A 22,603-nucleotide genomic window follows, 5' to 3' on the forward strand; every position below is an offset into this window, starting at 1 on the left:
CGAGTGCGTCCAAATGAGGTAGTCACCATTAGCTTCCTTGACGAGAGACGGTCTCTTCCAAGACATCACGAGAACCCCGAGATTCTCTTTGTTCTCGAGGGCACGCTGAACGTGACCGCAGACGACCGGGAATTCTGCCTTGGAGACGAGGACTTTCTTCTGGTAAACGCAAACCACCCGTACAGCTATGTCGCCGTCGAGCATCTCCTGGCCGTGCGTCTCGAGGTCTCGAGCGCACGGCTTTACGAGGTTCTTCATCGCTCGCCCATCGTGTTCTGGTGCTGCTCGCTCAACAATGAGGCGGATACCGGCTCGTACGACGAGCTGCGGCAGCTGTTGAAGAACATCCTCTTCTTCAGCGTCAACAAGTCGGCGAACGACGAGTTCTATGCAAACAGCCTTTACTACCAGCTCATGGGGCTTCTTTGCAACAGCTTTCTTCTTACCGACGCCAAAGGGGCTGGCGAGGAGGGCGTGGCCGAGAGCCGCCTCGATGCGGTCGTCTCGTACATTCAGGCAAACTACCGTGGCAAGATATCGCTGACAGAGATTGCAAACGAGCTTGGGCTTTCGCCGACCTACCTCTCGAAGTACGTCAGAAAGGTCAGCGGCAGCAGCCTCATAGAGCTCGTCAACCAGGTGCGGCTCTCGCACGCCCTTGATGACCTTCTCTACACTGACAAGTCTGTGCTGAGGGTCGCCATGGACAACGGCTTCTCTTCGGTAGCCTCCTTTGACAGGGTCTTCAAGGACGCCTATGGATCGACGCCTTCGAAGTATCGCGTCTCGCACTCTACGCCGCAGGAAAGCGATGACGTCCGCGCTCAGAAGGCGGTGGCCTACCTGCGCAAATACCTTGTCGGCCACAACGAGGGCACCGGGGCGAGCCGCGAGGACCTCGCCATCTTCCGGGAGACCTATCGCCCAATGCGGCTCGAGGCGATAGTGAACGCTGGGCGAGCGTCCAGCCTCTTGCAGGCTGTCACCCAGGCTGAGCTCCGCCGCTGCCGAGACGAGCTCAGCATCCGCTACGTCAGGTTCTGGAGCATCTTTGAGCCCGACATGCACTTTGGCGCAAGCTCTTCCGACGGCAGGCCGAACTATGGCCGAATCGACGAGGTCCTCGACTTTCTTCTGGGCAATGGGCTCAAGCCCTATCTCGTTCTGCGGTCAAAGGAGAACCGCATCCTGCAGACTGCCGACAAGGCCTACCAGGACGAAGGCCTTTCTGGCTCTGCTGCCAGCCTTGACGAGCTCGACCGGCGCTATACCGACTTCTTTGCCCACCTTACGCGGCGCTACGGGAGGGGAGAGGTCAACAGCTGGGTGTTTGACTATCCCATGAAGACCGACTCTCAGTTTTCCGGCGGCTCAAAGACCTATCGGCTGCTTGACGACCAGAGCTGGGAAGAGTACCTGTGCGAGTTCGACGTGGTTGCCGCCGCGCTCAGAAGGCGTGCGCCAGATGCCATGATTGGCGGCGCTGACGTGCCCGTCCAGCATTATGGGAGAAAGGCGCTCACGCGCTTCTTCTCGCGCTGGAACGAGCATTCGCAGCGGCCGAACTTCGTCAGCGTCACGAGCTTTCCCTACCAAATCGTCAACGTCGACGGGCAGAGCTACGAGCGGCGCAGGGCGCATCCTGGCTTTGCGGTTGACGACGTGGAAGTGGTTCGCACCGCCATGGCCGATGCGGGTTTCGGCCTCGTCGGCCTTCATCTGGCCGAGTGCAACCTTACGCTTTCGGACCGCAGCTACATCAATGACACCTCGATGCGCGCCGCCTTTATCGCTAGCACCATTTCAAAGGTCTGCGACAAGGTTGACTTCTTTGGCGTCTGGAATATGAGCGACTCGTATTCTGAGTCGTCCGATACGGTGAGCCCGCTTTTTGGTGGGAGCGGCATCCTCACGAGGTCGGGGATTGCCAAGCCAGCGTTTCATGCCCTCTCCTTCATCTCGCGCCTCTACCGCGAGGCCATTGTCGAAAAGGGGTCGGGCCTTGTGACAAAAAACGAGCACGGTCACTACAAGCTCCTTCTCGTCAACCTCGTGAACATGAACGTCTCCTACTACATGAAGAACGAGGACCAGCTCTCGCCTTCCGGCCTCGAGCAGATGACCGAGACGGAAGAGCACCGAGTCATCCACGTGCGCATCTCCGGGCTCAAGCAAGGATGGTGGCAGGTAAGGCGCTACAGCCTGAGCAGGGAGTCCGGGTCGGTCTTGAACGAGTGGATCAACCTCGACATGAGCCTCGATTTGCGCCAGAGCGAGCTTGAGTACCTTGCCAAAGTAAGCACGCCGCACATGTACATCCAAAAGATGAAGAGCGAGGCGGGCGTCCTCGAGTTTGACGTGGACCTCGAGCCAAACGAGGTCCAATACCTGCACGTCACCGAATACAACTGATAGCTGACGCTCTTCTCTGCGTTTCTCGCGCGCCGGTCACGATGGCAAATAATCGTGGCCGGCGCGCTGCCATTAACCCAGGTAGGCAAAATCTAGACTCAAAAAATTGGCTTCAGCTGGGAAACAGCTAGGAACTGGACAAAATGTCGCGCTTCCTTCGCTTTGCGGCGGATAGAGCAAACATCGCCCCCTCCGTATTCTTCTAATTGTCAAACGAAGAGCATCGTCGCAGGTAGCAGGGTGATTTTTGACATGAAGCGCGTACGGTTTTTCTACGTAAGGCATGGGGAAACCCTCTTCAACGTTATGCATCGCATGCAGGGTTGGTGCGATTCGCCCCTTACTGAGAAGGGCGTCGAGGACGCGCGCGCGGCAGGAGCGCTTTTGGCTGGCGTCCCTCTCAGCGCCGCATACGTCTCGACGAGCGAGCGGTGCCGCGACACCTGCGCGCTTGTGCTTGAGGGGCGAGATGACGTTCCCGTCTACGAGCGCAAGGGCCTCAAAGAGGTCTTCTACGGAACCTGGGAGGGCGTCAAGGTCGACGACCACCTCGACGAGATCAACCGTCGCCGTGGCACGGGCATCCATTGGGATGATTGCGGCGGCGACAGCGACGAGTCGTTTGCCCGCCGCGTTCGCAAGACCTACACGCAGATCTTCGACGAGCGCGACGACGGCGACAACGTCTTGATCGTGTCGCATGGAGCGGCATGGCTCTGGCTTCAGCGAGTGCTGTTTGGCATCGACCCTGGCGAGTTCGGAAGGGTCAAAAAGGCCAAGGGCCTCCCAAAGCTGCCCAACGGCTATAACGGGTCGTTCACCTGCACCGATGGCGTGTGGCGACTCGAGTCGGTGCCAGGGCTTGATGACGCAGACGTTCTCCATCTGATGAGCGGGGAAAGCAACTAGGTCATAGCGCGCTTGGTCCGCCGAGGCCAAGTGCACGAGGTCACGAGGGTCGGGTCCGACCACAAGGAGGGGCGCATGTTCGATAACTTTCTGATTCGCAGCGACAGCCTGAAAAACGACGTCGATAAGGACGGCAACGTCGTCGGCTTCCAGATGGCCGTCCGCAACGCCAACTACCGCGGCGTGTATCTCTCGCTTCACAACGGCTACTACCTCAAGGTCGACGGCGTCCAGTACAAGCGAGACGTGCAGACCTTTGAGATCAACGGCAAGGAGCCGAGAAGCTTCGAGGAGATCAAGAAGTACGTCTGGGAGCACTGGGACTTCGACGACGAGGGCATCCTTCACATTCGCAAGCCTGGCGGCCTTGAGCCGGGAATGCACACGATCGACTTCCAGCAGTCCATCCTTGCCGCCTATGGCTATCTGCCGACAGACGAGGAGTGGGTCAAGAACCCGCCGGAGCCTGGCAATGGCGCGGGCTCTGACAAGACCAAGAACATCGTCACCTACCATCTGCAGCTCAGCGAATAGGGGAGGACAAAACATGGGAATCAAGCTCGGCGTTGACTTCTACAGCTATCAGCAGGCGCAGTTCTTCAAGCAGCTCGACCTTGAGGGGATGCTCAAGGAGGCGTCCAGCATCCCCGACGTTACCGGCTTTGAGATGCTCGACGAGCAGTCGCTCCACTATCCCAACCCTGACCCGCGCTTTCTTGACAAGTGGGACCAGTGGATCGACGAGTACGGAATCCAGCCGGTCACCATGGACGTGTTCGGCGACGTTCTGCAGTTCCGCGACCACGTCATGAGCATCCACGAGCTCGCCGAGCGCCTCATGCACGACATCCGCCTGGCGCACCGCCTGGGCTTCAAGTACGTCCGCACGCTCGCGACCACGCCGCTTGAGGTCATGACCATCGCGCTTCCCGTTGCCGAGGAGCTCGGCATGCGCATCGGGAAGGAGATCCACGCGCCCATCTCGCTGCACGGCCAGTACGTGCGCGAGATTCGCGAGTACGTTGACCGCACGGGCACCAAGGCCTTGGGCGTCGTTCCCGACTGGGGCGTCTTCGCCTACAGGCCCTCCGAGGTCACGCTCGACTGGTACGTGCGCCAGGGGGCCAAGCGCAAGACCTGCGAGCTCGTTGACCAGCTCTGCATGGACAACTACCTCGGCAAGAGCGACGAGCTCGCGCAGATCGACACCTCCCTCTACACGGCGGGCAACATCGAGTCGTTCTTCCACGGCTACCTCAAGACCGGCAACGCCCCCGCCGACCTCGTCCCCGCCTTCCAGAAGATGGAGGCGCTCGTGAAGGAGAACGTGGAGGGCTACACCGACATCGACTTCGAGGTCATGGGCCAGGCGCTCCTGCTCACGAGGGCCAACCCCGACGAGCTGCGCGACCTCTTGCCCTACATCGTCAACTTCCACGGCAAGTTCTACAACATGTCGGAAGACCCGGACCATCCCGGCGAATACGTCGACAAGTCGGTTGACTACGCGGGTCCCATCAAGGTCCTCAAGGAGATCGGATACGACGGCTACATCAACACCGAGTACGAGGGCCAGCGCCGCTTCCAGGACCGTACCGAGAAGGAGCTCATCAGCGAGGTCGACCAGGTGAGGAAGCACCAGGCGATGATGCGTCGCCTGATCGCCGAATAGGCACATAAGAAAACGACACAACAAAAAGAAAAACAGGAGGTATACCCATGAGCAAGCTGAGGCTAGGCATCATCGGCACGGGTGGAATCTGCAACAACAAGCACCTTCCTTCCCTGGCGAAGGTCGCAGACAAGGTAGAGGTCGTCGCGCTGTGCGACCTCATCGAGTCGAAGGCAATTGCCACCAAGGAGCGCTTCGGGCTCGACGACGCAAAGATCTACACCGACTACCACGAGCTTCTCGCTGACCCGACAATCGACGTCGTGCACGTCTGCACGCCCAACGTGGCGCACTGCCAGATCACGGTCGACGCCTTCGAGGCTGGCAAGAACGTCCTGTGCGAGAAGCCCATGGCCGCAACGTCTGCCGACGCGGCGCGCATGATCGAGGCATGGAAGAAGTCGGGCAAGAAGTTCACCATCGGCTACCAGAACAGGTTCCGTCCTGACGTTCAGGTACTCAAGAAGTCTTGCGCAGCCGGCGAGCTCGGCGAGATCTACTACGCCGAGGCCAACGCCATCCGCCGCAAGGCCGTTCCCACCTGGGGCGTGTTCCTGGACAAGTCAAAGCAGGGCGGCGGCCCGCTCATCGACATCGGCACCCACGCGCTCGACATCACCCTGTGGTGCATGGACAACTACGACGTCGACAGCGTGAGCGGCCAGGTGTTCTACAAGCTCGGCAACCTTCCGTCTGCCGCCGAGGGCAACACCTACGGCCCCTGGGACACCGACACCTATGACGTCGAGGACTCAGCCATGGGCTTCATCAAGATGAAGAGTGGCGCCCTCATCAACCTGCGCGCGTCCTGGGCGCTCAACTACGAGGACGCCCGCGAGGCCTCGACTACCCTGTGCGGCACGCTCGAGGGCGCAGAGATCAAGCATGGCGGCAGCTATCCCACCTCCGAGCTCTACTTCAACCACACGCGCCACGGAAAGATGATGACCGAGAAGCTCGACGGCGAGGCGCTCGTCGACTACTTCGAGGGCGTCAACGAGGCTCCCGGCGTCGTCGAGGCTCGCCAGTGGATCAACGCGATCATCAACGACACGGAGCCATGCGTGAAGCCGGAAGAGGCCTTCCGCGTGACCCAGATCCTCGAAGCCATTTACAAGGCGGCTGAGACGAACACGACGATCAAGTTCGAGTAAGGCATCTGGTCCGCAGGAACGTCCCATATTTGGAAATTGCCTGCGGGCCTTTTTGGTGCTTGCGCGCTGTCCGAGTAGCCGAACCAGAAGGAGCTGCAGTCACATGGCCGCGGACAAAACCATCGCTGACCAGATTGTCTTGGCAGTCGGCGGAGCAGGCAACATCAAAACACTCGGGCATTGCATGACGCGCCTGCGGTTCAAGCTCAAGGATTTTGACGAGGCAAACGCTGCCGCAATCGAGAAGATCCCCATCATCACGGACGACAAGGGCAGCGATCCGAAGTTCGAAGCTCTCGGAGCGGGTCGGGCGCGCCCAGGTGATTGGGCAGCGCTAGCGCGCGTGGCGCAAGCCTAGCAAGACATCAAGAAATCGAAAGAGAAAGGACTCGACATGTTGAAGCTCGGACTCCTCACGTCGATTCTTGAGGGAATGACGTTTGAGCAAACAGTGGACGTTGCGGCAGAGAACGGACTTAGCTGCCTTGAGGTGGCGTGCTGGCCGGCCTCCGGCGGAGCAAAGCGTCGCTATGCGGGCGTGTGCCACATCGACGCCGAGAACCTCACCGCGGCGCGCGCAAAGGAGATTTGCGCGTACTGCGCCAAGAAGGGGGTGGCCATCTCGTCGCTTGGCTACTATCCGAACACCCTCGACCCCGACCTCGAGCGTCGCGCGGCCTACGTCTCGCACCTCTATTAGCTCATTGACGCCGCCGCCATGCTCGACGTCAACATGGTCACTACCTTCCTTGGCCGCGTGAGCGACAAGAACGTCGAGGACAACCTCGAGATTGTCGCCGAGGTCTGGCCGCCCATCTTGGACTACGCAAAGGACAAGGGCGTCCGCATTGCCATCGAGAACTGCCCCATGCTCTTCACGAAGGACGAGTGGCCGGGAGGACAGAACATCATGACCTCGCCTGCCAACTGGCGAAAGGTCTTTGAGGTGCTGCCCTACGACAACCTGGGCATCAACTATGACCCCTCGCACTTCGTCTGGCAGCAGATCGACTACATCAAGCCCCTCTACGAGTTCAAGGACAAGATCTTCCACGTGCACTTCAAAGACCTCAAGCTTTTGCCCGACCGCCTTGCCGACGTCGGCATCATGGCCTATCCGCTCGAGTACATGGTCCCAAAGATCCCCGGGCTGGGTGACGTTGACTGGGGCAAGTACGTCTCTGCCCTGAGCGATATCGGATATTCCGGCTATGGCGTCATCGAGGTCGAGGACAAGTCGTTCGAGGGCTCTCTCGACGAGGCAAAGCGCGCTGTGAAGCAGAGCGCTCATTATCTGCGGAACTTCGTAGGAAACTGACGACCGTCGCCATTGGCACAGGAAGGAGCCGGTAGGAGATGGATTACGCAAAAGCAGCGGCTGAAATAGTCGAGAAGGCGGGCGGTCCTGAGAACGTTCAGTCGGTGACACACTGCATGACCCGCCTCCGCCTCATTTTGAACGACGAGAAGAAGGCGGACATCGAGGGCATCAAGAAGATCAAGGGCGTGCTTGGCTGCGTCTATATGGGCGAGCAGCTCCAGGTCGTTCTTGGTGCAAACCTCATAGACACCTACAACGAGGTCGTCAAGCAGTTCGGCTTCACTGAGGCCGCTGTGGTGGACGAGAACCTCGACCCCGAGCTCACGAAGAAAGACGACGACCAGCCGCGGTGGAAGCGGTGGGGCACAGAGCTCATTGGCTACATCTCGGGTTCCGTTGCGCCGATGATCCCAGGCTTCATTGGCGGCGGCATGCTGAAGGTCGTGCTGCTGCTCATCAAGCTGGTATGGCCTGAGTTCGAGAGCACCGACACCTATGCCCTGCTCTCGATCATGGCAAACGCGCCCTTTTACTTCATGCCGATCATCGTGGCATATGGTGCGGCAAAGAAGCTTGGCGCCACGCCGGTCTATGCGATGCTCGTCGCGGCGGCGATGTTTGCGCCCGACTTCCTTGAGTACGTGAACGCAGACCCGCAGGAGGAGATGACCCTGTTCGGGATCCCAATCCTTTTGCAGGACTACTCTAACTCGCTGCTTCCGGCGCTGCTTCTGGCATGGGCGGCCGCGCGCTTCGAGAAGCTGTGGAACAAGGTCGTGCCGGGCATCTTCAAGTCGGTGTTCGTTGGCCTGCTGACGATGGTGTGCACCTACGTCCTCACGATGACCATCTTCGCGCCGCTTGGCACCTACATGGGCAACTACATCGTTGCCTTCCTGATGTTCCTCAACAGTACTGTGGGACCGCTTGCCGTCGCGCTGCTTGCAGGTATCATGCCATTCGTAATCATGACGGGCGTTGGCGGCGTCTTCATGGCCTTCATGACGCAGCTCCTCACCGACCCAGGCTACGACTCCCTGTTCCGTCCTGCTCTCCTGCTGCACAACATGGCTGAGGGCGGTGCCTGCCTGGGCGTCGCGCTGCGTGCCAAGAACAAGGAGTTCAAGAACGAGGCCTTCTCGATTGCCATCGGCTGCATCGTCGCTGGCGTAAGCGAGCCCTCCATCTACGGCATCACGCTGAGGCTGAAGCGCCCCATGATCGGCGTGTGCGTCGGTGGCGCCGCGGGCGGCCTTGTCGCAGGGCTTCTCGGAGCAAGGGCCTACATCATGGGCTACTCCACCATCCTTGCCCTGCCAATCTTTGAGGATACGATCGTGGCGATCGTGATAGCAATCATTGTGGCGATTGCGGTCTCGTGCCTAGTCACGATGGCGCTCGGCTTTGACGAGAGCATCGTGGTGGACGAAGAAGAGGCCTGATGCTCTATCTAGCCCCGTCAATGTGCCTCATAGGGCCATAACGGAGTGCCTCCGTTCGAATGGGGTCCCGACCTTGTGGCCGGGACCCCTACTTGTGGGGGAGAGGTCCATGGCGCGATATTCATGAGGATGACCGCACGCCAAAGAGTCATCTGTCCCATGCCAAACGCTCCACGTAAAAGGAGCCATTTCCTACATAACACAAACAGCCGCCCAGCTCCCCATACTGGGGTGCCAGGTGGCTGCTTGCATGGCTATACTAACATATCTTGCTGGTAGAAAGACGGGACTATCAAGCCGCTTCTACACGTAGAAGAGCATCTTGTTGTAGCTCGGGACGGGCCAGTAGTCGTGACCGCAGACCTTCTCCATGGAGTCGACGGCGGCGCGAAGCTTGTCCATGGCGGGAATCACGACGTCGCGGTACTGGTTGTCCTGCGCCTGCGGGTCGTCCATCTTGCGGGCCTCGGCGTTCTTCTTCTCGAGGTCGTCGACGTCGGCGGTAATCTCGTCGATGCCGTCGGTCAGCTTCTTGACCAGCGCCTTCTCGGACTTGGAGTCGATGCCGATCTCTGCCTTGGTCGCAACGCTCGTCGCGATGTCGCCGGAGTAGTCAAACAGCGCCGGCAGATACATGTGACGGGTCATGTAAATCATCGTATTGGCCTCGATGTTCAGCAGCTTTGCGTACTGCTCGGCCTTGGCGATGTAGCGAGAGCGAAGCTCGGCCTCGGAGAGGACGTTGTACTTCTCAAACAGGGCGACGTTGTTGGGGTCGATGAGCGCCGGCAGAGCGTCGGGCGTGGTCTTGAGGTTGGGCAGGCCGCGCTTCTTGGCCTCCTCTTCCCACTCCTCGGAGTAGCCGTTGCCGTCAAAGAGGATGCGATGGTGATCGCGGAAGGTGTGGCGGACGAAGCGCATCGCGATGTGGACGAAGTCCTCGTCGGAGACGCCATCCATGTAGTTGACGAAGCGGTCGAACTGCTCGGCCACGGCGAGGTTCAGCACCGTGTTGGGGTCGGAGAGGTTCTGCTGGCTGCCGCACATACGGAACTCGAACTTGTTGCCGGTGAAGGCGAACGGGGAGGTGCGGTTGCGGTCGGTGTTGTCGCGCAGGACGTTGGGCAGCGCAGGCACGCCGGTGTCCATGAGCTCGCGCTCGTGGGCCTCGGGCTGCTCCTTCTTGACGAGCGAGTCGACGATTGGGGTCAGCGCGTCGCCCAGGAAGATGGAGATGATTGCCGGAGGCGCCTCGTTTGCGCCCAGACGGTGGTCGTTGCCCGCGGAGGCAACGCTCATGCGCAGCAGGTCCGCATGCTCGTCGACGGCTGCGACAAGGCAGGCGAGAACGACGAGGAACTGCAGGTTGTCCTGGGGGTCGTCGCCCGGCTCAAGAAGGTTGCGGTCGTCAGCGCAGATTGACCAGTTGTTGTGCTTGCCGGAGCCGTTGACATACTCGAACGGCTTCTCGTGCTGCAGGCAGGTAAGGCCATGGTGAGAGGCGATGATCTTCATCTTCTCCATGGTCAGGAGGTTGTCGTCGACTGCCAGCGAGCCCTTCTCGAAGATTGGGGCAAGCTCATGCTGGCACGGGGCAACCTCGTTGTGCTTGGTCTTGGCGGGGATGCCCAGCTTCCACAGCTCGTCGTCGAGCTCCTTCATGAACTCGTTGACGGTCGGGCGAATGGCGCCGAAGTAGTGCTCCTCGAGCTCCTGGCCCTTGGCAGGCTCGCAGCCAAAGAGGGTGCGGCCGGTGAGGATGAGGTCGGGACGCTGCTCGTAGTCCTCCTCCTTGATCAGGAAGTACTCCTGCTCGGGGCCGATGGTCGTGAAGACGCGCTTGGGATGCTGTCCAAACAGCGCGAGCGCGCGCTTTGCCTGGGTCTCGAGGGCGACCTCGGAGCGCAGAAGCGGGGTCTTCTTGTCCAGTGCTTCGCCGGTGTACGAGATGAAGGCGGTGGGGATGCAGAGAACCTCGTCCTTGATGAACGCGGGGCTCATGGGGTCCCAAACCGTGTAGCCGCGGGCCTCGAAGGTGGCGCGCAGGCCGCCGGACGGGAAGCTCGATGCGTCAGGCTCGCCCTGGACGAGCTCCTTGCCCGAGAAGGCCATAAGAACGGTGCCGTCGTCCTTGGGCGTGATGAAGCTGTCGTGCTTCTCGGAAGTAATGCCGGTCAGAGGCTGGAACCAGTGCGTAAAGTGCGTGGCTCCGTGCTCGAGCGCCCAGTCCTTCATGGCGTGAGCGACCTCGTTGGCGATGTCGATGTCGAGCGGCTCGCCATTCTTGATGACGCTCATGAGCTTCTTGTAGGTGGGCTTAGGGAGACGTTCCTGCATGTCCGCATCGGTGAACAGCAGGCTGCCGTACTCCTGTGTGACCTTGTCAGTACTCATTTGCACCCCTTCTCCTGTGTTGGTTCGAAGGCTTACGGGCATTACTTTACGTGCCCTTTATTTCGCCAACATTGCCACGCGGTGTCTTGCGCGAACCCCACACATTGCAGAAGTTTGAACTATTCGGCGCATTTCGCGTGGCGAGAAGAGCCCTTATGCGCCCTCGCGCGTTTCCTGTCTGGGGCGCCCGTTACAATAGGGGAGGACAATGATAGAGAGGACAGCTTCATGCCTGAGACAAACCAGCAGGACCGCCGAACCATTGCCGTGATTGACGGCAATTCGCTTATGCATCGTGCCTACCATGCCATCATGCAGCCAATGACGGCGCCCGATGGTCGCTCCACCAACGCCCTCTTTGGCTTCTTCAACATGTTCATCAAGATGGTGGAGACCTTCCATCCCAATGGCATCATCTGCGCCTTCGACAAGGGCAAGCCTCAGGTGCGCATCGACATGCTGCCTCAGTACAAGGCCCAGCGGCCGCCCATGGACGACGCCCTTCACGAGCAGTTCCCAATGGTCAAAGACCTGCTGCGCACGCTTGACGTGCCGGTCTGCGAGCTCGAGGGCTGGGAGGGCGACGACATCCTGGGAACGCTCGCACGCCGCGGCGAGTCAGAGGGCTACGAGATGCTGCTCTTTACGGGAGACCGCGACATGTACCAGCTGGCGACAGACCACGTGAAGATCGTCTCCACCAAAAAGGGCGTCTCGGAGGTCTCGATCATGACCCCCGAGAGCGTCGACGACCTCTACCACGGCGTCACGCCCGACCTCGTGCCCGACTTCTACGGCCTTAAGGGCGACAGCTCTGATAACATCCCCGGCGTCCCTGGCATCGGCCCCAAGAAGGCGGCGGCGCTGATCGTCCAGTACGGCAGCCTCGACAACGTGATCGCACACGCAGACGAGGTCAAGGGCAAGATGGGCGAGAACCTCCGCGCGCATATTGACGACGCGCTTCTCTCGCGCAAGGTGGCCACCATTCGCACTGACGCGCCCATCGACATCGACCTTGCCGACGCAAAGTTTCCCACCTTTGACCCGGCGGAGGTCAAGAAGGCCTTCTCCGATCTGGGCTTTACGGGAATGACCAAGCGCATCCTGAAGCTCTCTGATGCCCCGATGCCAGCCGATGAGCCAGCGCCCGCCTCCGTCGACGTCTCGCTGGGCGACGTGCTTTCCGGCGAGAAGGCGTATTCGCAGCTCGAGAGTGCCGTTGCCTCTGGCGAATGGGTGGGCGTCGCGCTTGACGAGCCGGGCCATGGCGAGCAGCTTTCGCTTGACTTTGAGGATGAGCCCAAGGCGGGGCTTTGGGTGAGCTGCGAGAAGTACATGGCTCACATCGATGGAGACCGTTCCCATGAGGCTCTCGCGCTGTTGTTCAAGAAGGGCCGCGTTGCGGCGGGCGACGTGAAGGCGCTGCTCCACGAGCTCATCCCGTATGACTCCTCAGAGCCGGCTGAGATATCCCCCGCCAAAGTTGGTCCAGACCGTATTTTTGACGTGGGCGTAGCCGACTACCTCCTTGATTCTGACAGAAACGACTTCTCTCCCGCTGCGCTTGCGAAGGACTTGCTGCCCTCGCCGCTCCCAGAGGCGACAGGGGACGTTCCGCAGGCGGCCATCGACGCGCTTGCCTCAAGGCTTCTGGTGCCGGCGCTCCAAGAGCGAATGGCCAAGACCGGCGAGAAGACCGTCGAGCTCTTCTCGAAGCTCGAGATGCCGCTTCTGCCTGTTCTTCTCGTGATGGAGCGCCGCGGCCTGCATGCCGACCGCGCAATCCTCCGCGCGCAGTCTGACGAGTTAGGCGCAGAGATCGACCAGATGGTCGCCCACATTCACGAGCAGGCGGGGGAGGACTTCAACATCGACTCGCCGATGCAGCTCTCGCACGTGCTTTTTGATGTGTGGAAGCTCCCGACGACCGGGCTCAAGAGGACCAAGCGCGGATATTACTCAACCAATGCAAAGACGCTGAGCGATCTTGCCGACAAGGACGGGCGCGTGGCCGAGGTCCTTGAGTATCGCGAGCGCGCAAAGATAAAGAGCACGTATCTTGACGCGCTGCCACAGCTCATCAGAGGTGACGGTCGCATCCATACGACGTTTAACCAAACGGTCGCGGCGACGGGTCGCCTCTCAAGCTCTGACCCCAACTTGCAGAACATCCCTACGCGCTCTGAGCTGGGGCATCGCGTGCGCAAGGCGTTCACGGCCCCCGAGGGAACCGTATTCCTTGCTTGCGACTATTCGCAGATTGAGCTGCGCCTGCTTGCCCACCTCTCTGGCGACGAGCATCTGATTGCCGCCTTCTGCGAGGGCCGCGACTTCCATGCCGCCACGGCCGCGCGCGTCTTTGACGTGCCTATTGAGGAGGTCACGCCTCAGATGCGCAGCCGCGCCAAGGCCGTCAACTTTGGCATCGTCTACGGCCAGCAGGCCTATGGGCTGGCAACCTCGCTCAAGATCCCTCGCTCCGAGGCCCAGCAGATGATCGACCGCTACTTTGAGGCCTATCCGGACGTGGAGCGCTTCCTCAAGGGCCTCGTCGAGTTTGCCCACAAGAACGGCTACGTCGAGACCATGTACGGCCGCCGTCGCTATACCGCAGATATTTCGAGCAAGAATTTCCAGCTTCGCTCGTTTGCCGAGCGCACTGCCATGAACCACCCAATGCAGGGGAGCGCTGCCGACATCATCAAGATTGCCATGGTTCGCGTTGAGCGCGAGCTTGCCGAGAAAAACCTCAAGAGCCGGCTTGTTCTGCAGATTCACGACGAGCTTGACCTCGAGGTGCCTGAAGGCGAAATAGAGGAAGCCTCGGAGCTTGTCAAGCAGACTATGGAGGGAGTGGTTAAGCTTCGAGTACCGTTGATTGCCGAGGTTTCCTATGGGTACACCTGGGCCGACGCTAAGTAGGAGGAGTTATGAAAGACGAGAAGATGAACGTGGTTTGCTATAGTGACGGCGCGTCTCGCGGGAATCCCGGCAATGGGGGATACGGCGCAGTCCTTATCTATGTTGATCCATCGGGAAAGGAGCATCGGTACGAGCTCTCGCAGGGATATCGATGCACGACTAACAATCGCATGGAGCTAATGGGCGCGATTGCGGCGCTCGAGGCGCTCAATCGCCCTTGTCGCGTGGAGCTCCATACAGACTCGCGCTACGTCGTGGACGCGTTCAACAACAACTGGATTGACGGCTGGATTAGTAACGGATGGAAGACGGCCTCAAATCAGCCCGTAAAAAACGTCGACCTGTGGAATCGACTGCTTTCGGCCATGGCCCCACACGATGTCACCTATATATGGGTGAAGGGCCATGCCGGCCACGACCTCAACGAACGCTGCGACGAGCTTGCCACGACAGCGGCAGACGGCGACGATCTTGTTGAGGACGAGGGATTTACGTTCGCAGACTAGGACGTGGTGGGGCCTGGCGCCACGGCGGGCATAGCCGAAAAGTGCGGCGGGAGAATGGTCGCGGACGTATTTGCGGCAATTGTTAGTCTACTAAAACTTTCTTCTCTCTTGCGCTATAGTTAGATGCAGTTAACTAGAGCGCCCCCGCATTCGCTTGCGCGGGGCAGAGAGGACGTGATATGGGAACGGTAGACGCAATCATCCTTGCCGCAGTAGTCGCCGTGCTGGTCGTGGCAATCCGTCGCTTTGTTGGAACGGCGACGGGAACGCGCGACTGCTGCAGCGGTGCCAAGAGGCAGGGAGCAAAGAAGTTCAAGAACGTCAAGATCGCCGACACCGACAAGAGCCACTATCCCTACGCTGCGGACTTCTCGGTCAAGGGCATGAGCTGCGAGAATTGCGTGGACAACGTCACCCGTGCGCTTGACTCGGTCGATGGCACGTGGGCAACGGTGAGCCTAGAGCAAGGCCGGGCGCGCGTGCTCTCCAAGAAGCCCATCGACGCCGACGCGTATCGTCGGGCTGTCTCGGAGGCTGGGTATCGCTTGGTATAGCCGTGCCCATTGCCATTCAACGCTGACGCGCGCAATAAGCTTCCAAATATGATGCACGGAGCCTGCCCCTGCGGTCGCTGACCGCGGGGGCAGGCTGTCTTCTGCCTCTATATAAGAGAGTGAGAGAGCAACAGGGCTGTTTGGCGAGCTACTTCTTTTGGATGTCAACACGGCTGAGCCGGTCGATGATCTGCGGCAGCTCGTCTGCAAAGCGATACATCGAGCCACGCCAGACGGCGCGCTTGGGATTTGCGCGGCCGACATAGGCGGTTCTCAAGCCACAGTCTGGGCGAGGGAAGTCACGTGAGGCGTCATTTCCCACCATAAGGCACTCGTCGCATGTGTACCCAAGCTTGTTGACGAACTCCTGGTAGAAGCGTGCGCTTGGCTTGAGCCTGTGTGAGTTGTCCCAATGCGATATCAGCACAAAGTCGCTTGGGGACAGCCCCGCCCACCCGATGCGCGTCTTTACGCAAGAGAGCGAGAACGCGGGGTTGGTGGCGAGAGCGCAGGTAAGGCCCATGTTGTGGACGGTCTCGACGGCAAGCTTTGTCCCGCGCTGCTGGTGAGCGTCGACAATCCTCCCATTGAGGTCGGGCAGTATCTGGCTGTCGTAATACTCAAGAAGGTCTATGAACGCGGGGTCATCAAGAGGAATGCCGGTCTTCTTCTTCATAACCTGAACGAAAAGCTCATGGTTCGTAAGGTCGTCCGCGCGCTTTTCGTTTTCCATGGCAAGGTATGACAGAGAGATAGGGATTCCCAGGCTTACGGTTGGCATGCGAGCCGCCTTTGCAATCAGGCTCGAGAAGCCCGCGATATAACGCACCATGAAGGGCGTGAAATTGACGTCAAGAAGGGTGTCGTCAAGGTCAAATAGCACTGCCTTGATCATGTGCCCTTCTCCTCCCTCAGAATCCTCGCGTGCGCTGCTCCGACACTTTTATACCCCCAAGATAGTTGAATAACTTCACCGGAGCATGCTCGTGGCGGCAATCTGGAAGCTGACGCCCTGCTACACGCACGGGAAGCGTGCAATTTCCCAACAACTTGGCTGGATTTCTAAAAATCAACATATGACGCTTGAAATTTCCCCTACTAACGGGCTAATCTTACTACCGCATGCGCAGAAGCCATGCATCGTATCTGTCGGCCCCCGAGAGCATGTGTTTGCACGTTGGTGCCCTTGGCACTACAGAGCAGCGACCATGACGACCGGGGCCCCGTTTCGAGAGGGGTCCACCTTTGAGTGAGATTCAGAACTCGTCCGTCTTCGCGCTGGATGACATTTCCGACGAGGAGATGAACAACCTCATCGACGGCACTGTCACTGATTTCGATGAGGGCGACCTGGTCACCGGCACCGTCGTAAAGATTGAGCATGACGAGGTCCTGCTTGACATTGGCTACAAGTCCGAGGGCGTCATTCCTGCCCGCGAGCTTTCTATTCGCAAGGACGTCGACCCGTCTGAGGTCGTCTCCCTTGGCGACCAGATTGAGGCTCTCGTCCTTCAGAAGGAGGACAAGGAAGGCCGTCTGGTTCTCTCCAAGAAGCGTGCCGAGTACGAGCGTGCTTGGAACCGTGTCGAGGAGAAGTTCAACTCTGGCGAGACTGTCGAGGGCGAGGTCATCGAGGTCGTCAAGGGCGGTCTTATCCTCGACATCGGTCTTCGCGGCTTCCTGCCCGCCTCCCTTGTTGACCTTCGCCGCGTGAAGGACCTCAACGCTTATCTGGGCACCCGCATCGAGGCTCGCGTCATCGAGATGGACCGCAACCGCAACAACGTCGTTCTTTCTCGCCGCGTCGTGCTCGAGGAGGCCCGCAAGGCCGAGCGCCAGGAGATCCTCTCCAAGCTCAAGCCTGGCATGCGCCTCAAGGGCACCGTCTCCAGCATCGTCGACTTCGGCGCCTTCGTCGACCTCGGCGGCATTGACGGTCTGGTGCACATCTCCGAGCTCTCTTGGAACCACGTCAACCATCCTTCCGAGGTCGTCAAGGTCGGCCAGGAGGTCGAGGTCCAGGTGCTCGACGTCGACCTCAACCGCGAGCGCATCTCGCTCGGCCTGAAGCAGACCACCGAGGATCCTTGGCGCACCCTCGTCAAGAAGTACCCCGTTGGGGCCATCGTCGAGGGCAAGGTCACCAAGCTCGTCACCTTTGGCGCATTCGTCGACCTCGGAGAGGGCGTCGAGGGCCTGGTCCACATCTCCGAGATGGCCAAGCAGCACGTCGACGCTCCTTCGCAGGTCTGCTCCGTGGGTGACACCGTGCAGGTGAAGGTCATGGAGATCGACCTCGACCGCCGCCGCATCTCCCTGTCCATGAAGGCTGCTGCCGAGACGCTGGGCACCGAGGTTGAGGTCAAGCCTCTGCCCGAGAGCGACAAGGCGGCTGACGCCAAGGACGCCGAGTAGCGCGAGCGCTCACGTTTCCAAAGCATGTCGAGAGGAGGCCGCCTTTGGCAGCCTCCTCTTTTTTGCGCTAGCGTGTCACAGGGAATATCAAAGTTGGCTCGCATTTTGGCGAGATTTGGGCAAGGGCAAGGAAGGGTTTCCGTGAGCTTCTCTCATAGCACGAAAAAGCCGCTCATTGGCATTACCGCTCGTTGGAACAGCGTCAAGTCGCCCTTCATCGGAGAGGGCGAGTTTGATTGCGACGTCTGCGACGACGACTTCGTCTGCGCTGTGGAGGCGGCTGGAGGGATCCCGGTAATCATTCCGATCATGGGCGGCGAGGGCCTGCAGGACCTCGTTGACAGCTACCTCGACCTTGTCGACGGAATCGCCATGCCCGGTGGTCCCGATGTGCAGCCGCGCCTTTTTGGCGGGGACGAGAACTATGACCCCAAGCTCACCTGCCCCAAGCGTGACGAGTTTGAGATGCCCGTCATCCGCGGCGCAATCGAGCGTGACAAGCCCCTGCTGGCTATCTGCAAGTCGGAGCAGATGCTCAATGTCGTTCGAGGTGGCACGCTCAACATGGACGTCTTCTCGCGCCAGAGCCCAGAAGGCGTGGTCACGTGGAACCACGAAGGCGGGCTTGCTCGCCCGGTGCACCCCGTGCGCGTTGTAGAGGGGTCGTTGCTCTCCCGCTGCGTCGACGGCGCAAACGAGCTCCAGGTCAACTCTGCCCATCATTGCATTATTGATAAGGTGGGGGACGGCCTTATGGTGTCTGCTCGCTCTACTGACGGGGTTATTGAGGCAATCGAGCTTCCTGCTTGCAAGTTTTGCCTTGGCGTGCAGTGGCATCCCGAGCACGAGTGGAGAGTTGTGCATACGGACCGTATGCTATGGGATAGCTTCGTTGATGCATGCAAAAAATAACGAATCCCCTTTCATCAATATTTCGTGAGGAAAAGTAGTTCAACATCTCATTACATATTGTTACCTCGGCGTTTCTATAACCTCCCCGCCGATGAATATTCAGCTGGAATGTCGGATGCTTCATACAGTGTCATTCAATCTTTCTGCCAAAGTGCAGAAGATGAATCTTGGGAGGAATGCTAGATGACATATTTCATGAATCGCCGCGGTTTCATCACCACGTCGGCAGCCATCTTTGGTGCCGGCGCCGCGTCTCTTCTTACGGCTTGTGGTAGCGACACTAGTTCGTCTACCAGCTCTGACAGTGGTGAGACGAAGAAGATTCTGCGCTTTGGCCTGTCCAACGCAAAGCAGGGTCTCGACATGCAGAAGTCTACAAACTCGCTCTCCAGCTGCATCTCTGAGTCCATCTTTGACGCACCGCTGCGCTGGACCGAGGACCTCGAGCTCGTCCCTGACCTTCTGACCGAGGTTCCTACGTTTGAGGACGACGGCGTCACGCTGCACTGCACCTTGAAGGAGGGCATCAAGTGCCACGATGGCTCCACCCTGACCGCGAACGACGTGAAGTACACCTTCGAGCGCATGTTCACGCCTTCCACCGGAGCGAAGTCCACCTACATGTACGACAAGATCGTGGGCGCCTCTGAGATGCTCGCCGGCGAGGCCACCGAGCTCGAGGGCCTGACTGTCGAGGACGACACGCACTTCACCTTCGTCCTCACCGACCCGATGGTCACCTTCGTCAAGAACCTGGGCATCTCCTATGCCCAGATCTTCCCGCAGTCTGCCTGCGAGGCGGCGGGCGACTCTTGGGGTTCCGGCACCAACTGCGTCGGCACCGGCAAGTACAAGATGGTCTCCAACGACGACTCCACCGAGGTCGTTCTTGAGAAGTTCTCCGACTACCACGGCGGCGAGCCCGCTCTGGACGAGATACACTTCATCTACTACGATGACAACAACACGAAGATGATGGCGTTCAAGAACGGCGACATCGACTACTGCGACCTCGACGCCTCGCTGCTTCAGCAGTACCAGGCCGACGCCGACGTCAAGGACCTCATCAACCAGTACCAGACCCTGGGTGTCCAGTTTGTGAACCTGAACCTTCAGTCCGAGAACCTGCAGGACGTCCGCGTGCGCCAGGCGCTGTCCCTTGCCATCAACCGCGAGGAGCTGCTCAACTCCATCGCTGGTGGCGCCGGCACCGTCGCCTCTGGCTGGCTTGCGCCCCAGACCCCTGGCTACGACGAGACCGCTCCCGCCTTCGAGTATGACCCCGACAAGGCAATGTCGCTGCTTGAGGAGGCCGGCGTCTCCAACCTTACCCTCTCCGCGAAGGTCCGCTCCGGCATCAACCAGAAGCAGCTCGTTGCCATCCAGGACTATTGGAGCAAGATCGGCGTCACGCTGAACGTCGAGGTCGAGGACAGCGGCGTCTGGTCCTCCGACTGGGTCGAGGGCAACCTCGAGATCACCGCGCTTGGCTGGTTCCCGCTCTACGCCGACGCGGACAACCACATGTACACGTACTTCTACAGCGAGAACGCAAAGGGCAAGTCCTCGTTCTACAACAGCGCGGAGTTCGACGAGCTCGTCTCCGAGGCCCGTATCGAGCAGGACGAGGACAAGCGCGCAGAGCTCTACAAGGAGGCAGACAACCTGCTTACCCGCACTGACTATGCGACGCTGCCCCTGTACTGGCCGAAGAACCAGCTGGTTGCCAAGGACTACGTGGAGAATGCCAAGGTCGGCAACCTGATTTATCACATGTTTGATGTCGACATCGACACCACGAAGGAAGACTACACCGGCGAGTAAACGCCAGTTTTTCGGGCGTTGACTTCTCGCCTAGGCGTGGGAACTGGGCAACTGGGGGCGTCGCCTATTTAAAGCGGCGCCCCCGGCCAGTGAACGAGAACCTGTAGGCGGAGGGCATCTGAACCTACGAGAGACAAGAGAGGAGAGGTGGATGAGGAACTATCTCATAAAGAGAATCTTGCAGGCCATTGGCGTCATCTTCTGCATCTCTGCTATCACCTTCTTCATCCTGAACATCGTGCCAGGCGACCCTGTGCGCATCATGGTGGGAGACATGGCCGATGAGCAGACCATCGAGACGGTGCGCCACAACATGGGCCTTGACCGTCCGGTGCTCGAGCAGTATTTCACGTGGCTGGGGAACCTGCTGCATGGCGACTTTGGCACTTCGTACACGCAGAACAAGCCTGTCGCTACGCTGATGGGCAACGCGTTCTCGGTTACGGCGCGCTTGGCAGGGTTCGCCTATCTCTTTGCTCTCGCCCTTGGTCTTATCATCGGCATTGTCTCGGCCGTCAAGCACGGCACCTGGGTTGACCGTCTGCTCATGGCCATCTCCGTCTTTGGCATTTCCGCCCCTGCGTTCTGGGTGGCAATCATCCTCCAGATCGTCTTCGCGCTGAACCTCAAGTGGTTCCCGCTCTCGGGCATCAAGACGGCCTCGGCCTTCGTGCTTCCCGTCATCGCATTGGGCACGCGCTATGCCGCCTCAATCGCCCGTGTTACGCGCACGTCGATGCTCGACGTGCTCAACCAGGATTACATGCGCACGGCGCGCGCAAAGGGCATCAAGAAATCCTCGATCGTGCTCGTGCACGGACTTCGGAACGCCCTGATTCCAATCATCACCATCGCCGGCACCCAGCTGGGCGACATCTTCACGGGCTCCATCCTGATCGAGTCCGTCTTTGCCATGCCCGGCATGGGCAAGATGCTGCTCGATGCCATCAATGCCCGCGACCTGCCGCTTATTGAGGGCGGCGTCATGTACATCGCACTCATCTGCGTGGTCGTCTACCTGATCGTCGACATCCTCTACGCCGTCGTTGACCCGCGCATTCGTCTCGGTGGGGAGGTGTCCGAGTAATGGCAATCTTTTCTAGCGACAAGAAGGACAAGAAGGTCCAGGAAGCCGAGCGCGTCGCTAAGGACGCTTCCCAAGCTCAGATGGACGAGCAGGCAAAGACCGGCAAGAAGCGTGCTGAAAGCTACTGGGCCGTCTCGTGGCAGATTTTCAGGAAGAACAAGCTTGGCATGACCTGCTTGGTCATCGTCGGCATCCTCGTGTTCATTGCCATCTTCGCGCCGGTTCTGGCGCCCTATGACCCTGACGCGCAGGAGCTTTCCAACATGCTGGCGTTCCCCAGCTCCGAGCACATCTTCGGCACTGACGAGTATGGGCGCGACATCCTCTCGCGCGTCATCTATGGCTGCCGCATCTCGTTGTCCGTTGGCGTCGTGTCCCAGCTCATCGCACTTGTCATCGGCTTTTTGCTGGGAGTTCTGGCTGGATACTTCGGCGGGAAGGTCGACGCGGTCATCTCGTTCATCATCCAGGTCTTCTCGAGCTTCCCGTTCCTGCTCTTCGCAATCGTTGTTATGTTCGTGCTGGGGCCTGGCCTTGTGAACCTTTACGTTGCGCTTGGACTTCTCATGTGGACGTCGACGGCGCGCCTTGTCCGAGGCGACGTCATGCGTCTGAAGAACTCCGAGTACATCCAGTCGTGCATCCTGTCCGGTGGCTCTAACTGGCGCGTCATCATGCGTCACCTGCTTCCCAACTGCGTCTCGACCCTGATCGTTGTCTCGACTCTGGGAATCCCGAACGCCATTCTTTCCGAGGCCTCGCTTTCGTTCTTGGGCCTTGGCGTTCAGCCGCCGACTGCCTCTTGGGGTCAGATGATTTCTGCAGCGCAGCCCTACATCCAGTCCAACACCTACTACAGCATCGTCCCAGGCGTTGCAATCATCATCACGGTTATGGCATTCAACCTGCTGGGAGACGCGCTTCGTGACGCGCTCGACCCGAAGATGCGCGCGTAGGGGAGGATTGCTATGACAGATACCGAAAAGCACACAAGCACGACCGATGTCCTCTCTGAGGGCGAGGCGCGTGACGAGGGGATCGAGCGCGCCGAGAAAATCTTGGACGCCGAGAGGAAG

Annotated in this window: 19 protein-coding genes; 17 read left to right on the forward strand and 2 right to left on the reverse strand. The window is 59.6% G+C overall.

What is annotated here, in order from left to right; translation table 11 throughout:
- Positions 1-3: 3 nt before the first annotated feature.
- From ACOYJL_RS08370 to ACOYJL_RS08410, 9 genes are all read left to right on the forward strand, one after another.
- Positions 4-2,412 carry a GH39 family glycosyl hydrolase gene (locus ACOYJL_RS08370; RefSeq protein WP_433569777.1) on the forward strand — a complete coding sequence of 803 codons (2,409 nt, stop codon included), beginning with the start codon at positions 4-6 and terminating at the stop codon, positions 2,410-2,412.
- A 252-nt stretch (positions 2,413-2,664) separates the two neighbouring features.
- Entirely contained in the window at positions 2,665-3,321 is a 657-nt protein-coding gene (locus ACOYJL_RS08375; protein WP_433569778.1) for a histidine phosphatase family protein, read from the forward strand.
- Positions 3,322-3,396: 75 nt separating this feature from the next.
- Entirely contained in the window at positions 3,397-3,855 is a 459-nt protein-coding gene (locus ACOYJL_RS08380; protein WP_433569779.1) for a C-glycoside deglycosidase beta subunit domain-containing protein, read from the forward strand.
- 13 nt (positions 3,856-3,868) lie between these two features.
- Positions 3,869-4,993: a sugar phosphate isomerase/epimerase family protein gene (locus tag ACOYJL_RS08385; RefSeq protein ID WP_433569780.1), complete on the forward strand. Its 1,125-nt coding sequence runs from the start codon at positions 3,869-3,871 to the stop codon at positions 4,991-4,993.
- Positions 4,994-5,040: 47 nt separating this feature from the next.
- Complete coding sequence (locus ACOYJL_RS08390) at positions 5,041-6,147, forward strand: Gfo/Idh/MocA family protein (protein WP_433569781.1); 1,107 nt, start codon at positions 5,041-5,043, stop codon at positions 6,145-6,147.
- A gap of 103 nt (positions 6,148-6,250) precedes the next feature.
- The gene (locus tag ACOYJL_RS08395) at positions 6,251-6,505 is read left to right on the forward strand and encodes a PTS transporter subunit EIIB (RefSeq protein WP_433569782.1); all 255 of its coding nucleotides are present in this window, start codon (positions 6,251-6,253) and stop codon (positions 6,503-6,505) included.
- Positions 6,506-6,541: 36 nt separating this feature from the next.
- Positions 6,542-6,847 (forward strand): hypothetical protein, encoded by a 306-nt coding sequence (locus tag ACOYJL_RS08400; protein WP_433569783.1) that lies wholly within the window; start codon positions 6,542-6,544, stop codon positions 6,845-6,847.
- 3 nt (positions 6,848-6,850) lie between these two features.
- Positions 6,851-7,465: a sugar phosphate isomerase/epimerase family protein gene (locus tag ACOYJL_RS08405; protein WP_433569796.1), complete on the forward strand. Its 615-nt coding sequence runs from the start codon at positions 6,851-6,853 to the stop codon at positions 7,463-7,465.
- 38 nt (positions 7,466-7,503) lie between these two features.
- On the forward strand, positions 7,504-8,910 hold the full coding sequence (locus ACOYJL_RS08410; RefSeq protein WP_433569784.1) for a PTS transporter subunit EIIC: 1,407 nt from the start codon (positions 7,504-7,506) through the stop codon (positions 8,908-8,910).
- Between the two features lie 303 nt (positions 8,911-9,213).
- Here the strand turns inward: ACOYJL_RS08410 and ACOYJL_RS08415 are convergent, their stop codons facing one another.
- Positions 9,214-11,304: a glutamine synthetase III gene (locus ACOYJL_RS08415; protein WP_433569785.1), complete on the reverse strand. Its 2,091-nt coding sequence runs from the start codon at positions 11,302-11,304 to the stop codon at positions 9,214-9,216.
- Between the two features lie 228 nt (positions 11,305-11,532).
- Here ACOYJL_RS08415 and polA point away from each other — a divergent pair, with 228 nt between their 5' ends.
- From polA to ACOYJL_RS08430, 3 genes are all read left to right on the forward strand, one after another.
- Positions 11,533-14,229 (forward strand): DNA polymerase I, encoded by a 2,697-nt coding sequence (polA, locus tag ACOYJL_RS08420; RefSeq protein WP_433569786.1) that lies wholly within the window; start codon positions 11,533-11,535, stop codon positions 14,227-14,229.
- Between the two features lie 8 nt (positions 14,230-14,237).
- Entirely contained in the window at positions 14,238-14,735 is a 498-nt protein-coding gene (gene rnhA, locus ACOYJL_RS08425) for a ribonuclease HI (RefSeq protein ID WP_433569787.1), read from the forward strand.
- Between the two features lie 179 nt (positions 14,736-14,914).
- Positions 14,915-15,289: a heavy-metal-associated domain-containing protein gene (locus tag ACOYJL_RS08430; protein WP_433569788.1), complete on the forward strand. Its 375-nt coding sequence runs from the start codon at positions 14,915-14,917 to the stop codon at positions 15,287-15,289.
- Between the two features lie 148 nt (positions 15,290-15,437).
- Here the strand turns inward: ACOYJL_RS08430 and ACOYJL_RS08435 are convergent, their stop codons facing one another.
- A complete protein-coding gene (locus tag ACOYJL_RS08435) occupies positions 15,438-16,184 on the reverse strand; it encodes an HAD family hydrolase (protein WP_433569789.1) in 747 nt (248 codons plus the stop codon).
- Between the two features lie 350 nt (positions 16,185-16,534).
- On the opposite strand from ACOYJL_RS08435, the gene rpsA reads away from it, so the two are divergent.
- From rpsA to ACOYJL_RS08460, 5 genes are all read left to right on the forward strand, one after another.
- Entirely contained in the window at positions 16,535-17,704 is a 1,170-nt protein-coding gene (rpsA, locus tag ACOYJL_RS08440; protein WP_433569790.1) for a 30S ribosomal protein S1, read from the forward strand.
- Between the two features lie 141 nt (positions 17,705-17,845).
- Positions 17,846-18,616, forward strand: coding sequence for a gamma-glutamyl-gamma-aminobutyrate hydrolase family protein (locus ACOYJL_RS08445; RefSeq protein ID WP_433569791.1), 771 nt, complete (start codon positions 17,846-17,848; stop codon positions 18,614-18,616).
- Positions 18,617-18,799: 183 nt separating this feature from the next.
- Positions 18,800-20,440: an ABC transporter substrate-binding protein gene (locus ACOYJL_RS08450; RefSeq protein WP_433569792.1), complete on the forward strand. Its 1,641-nt coding sequence runs from the start codon at positions 18,800-18,802 to the stop codon at positions 20,438-20,440.
- Between the two features lie 151 nt (positions 20,441-20,591).
- Positions 20,592-21,527, forward strand: coding sequence for an ABC transporter permease (locus ACOYJL_RS08455; RefSeq protein ID WP_433569793.1), 936 nt, complete (start codon positions 20,592-20,594; stop codon positions 21,525-21,527).
- Positions 21,527-22,483 carry an ABC transporter permease gene (locus ACOYJL_RS08460; protein WP_433569794.1) on the forward strand — a complete coding sequence of 319 codons (957 nt, stop codon included), beginning with the start codon at positions 21,527-21,529 and terminating at the stop codon, positions 22,481-22,483. Before ACOYJL_RS08455 ends, ACOYJL_RS08460 begins: the two co-directional genes overlap by 1 nt.
- Positions 22,484-22,603 lie beyond the last annotated feature (120 nt).

This window comes from Tractidigestivibacter sp., from assembly GCF_050946515.1.
In the GTDB taxonomy this organism is placed as follows: domain Bacteria; phylum Actinomycetota; class Coriobacteriia; order Coriobacteriales; family Atopobiaceae; genus Tractidigestivibacter.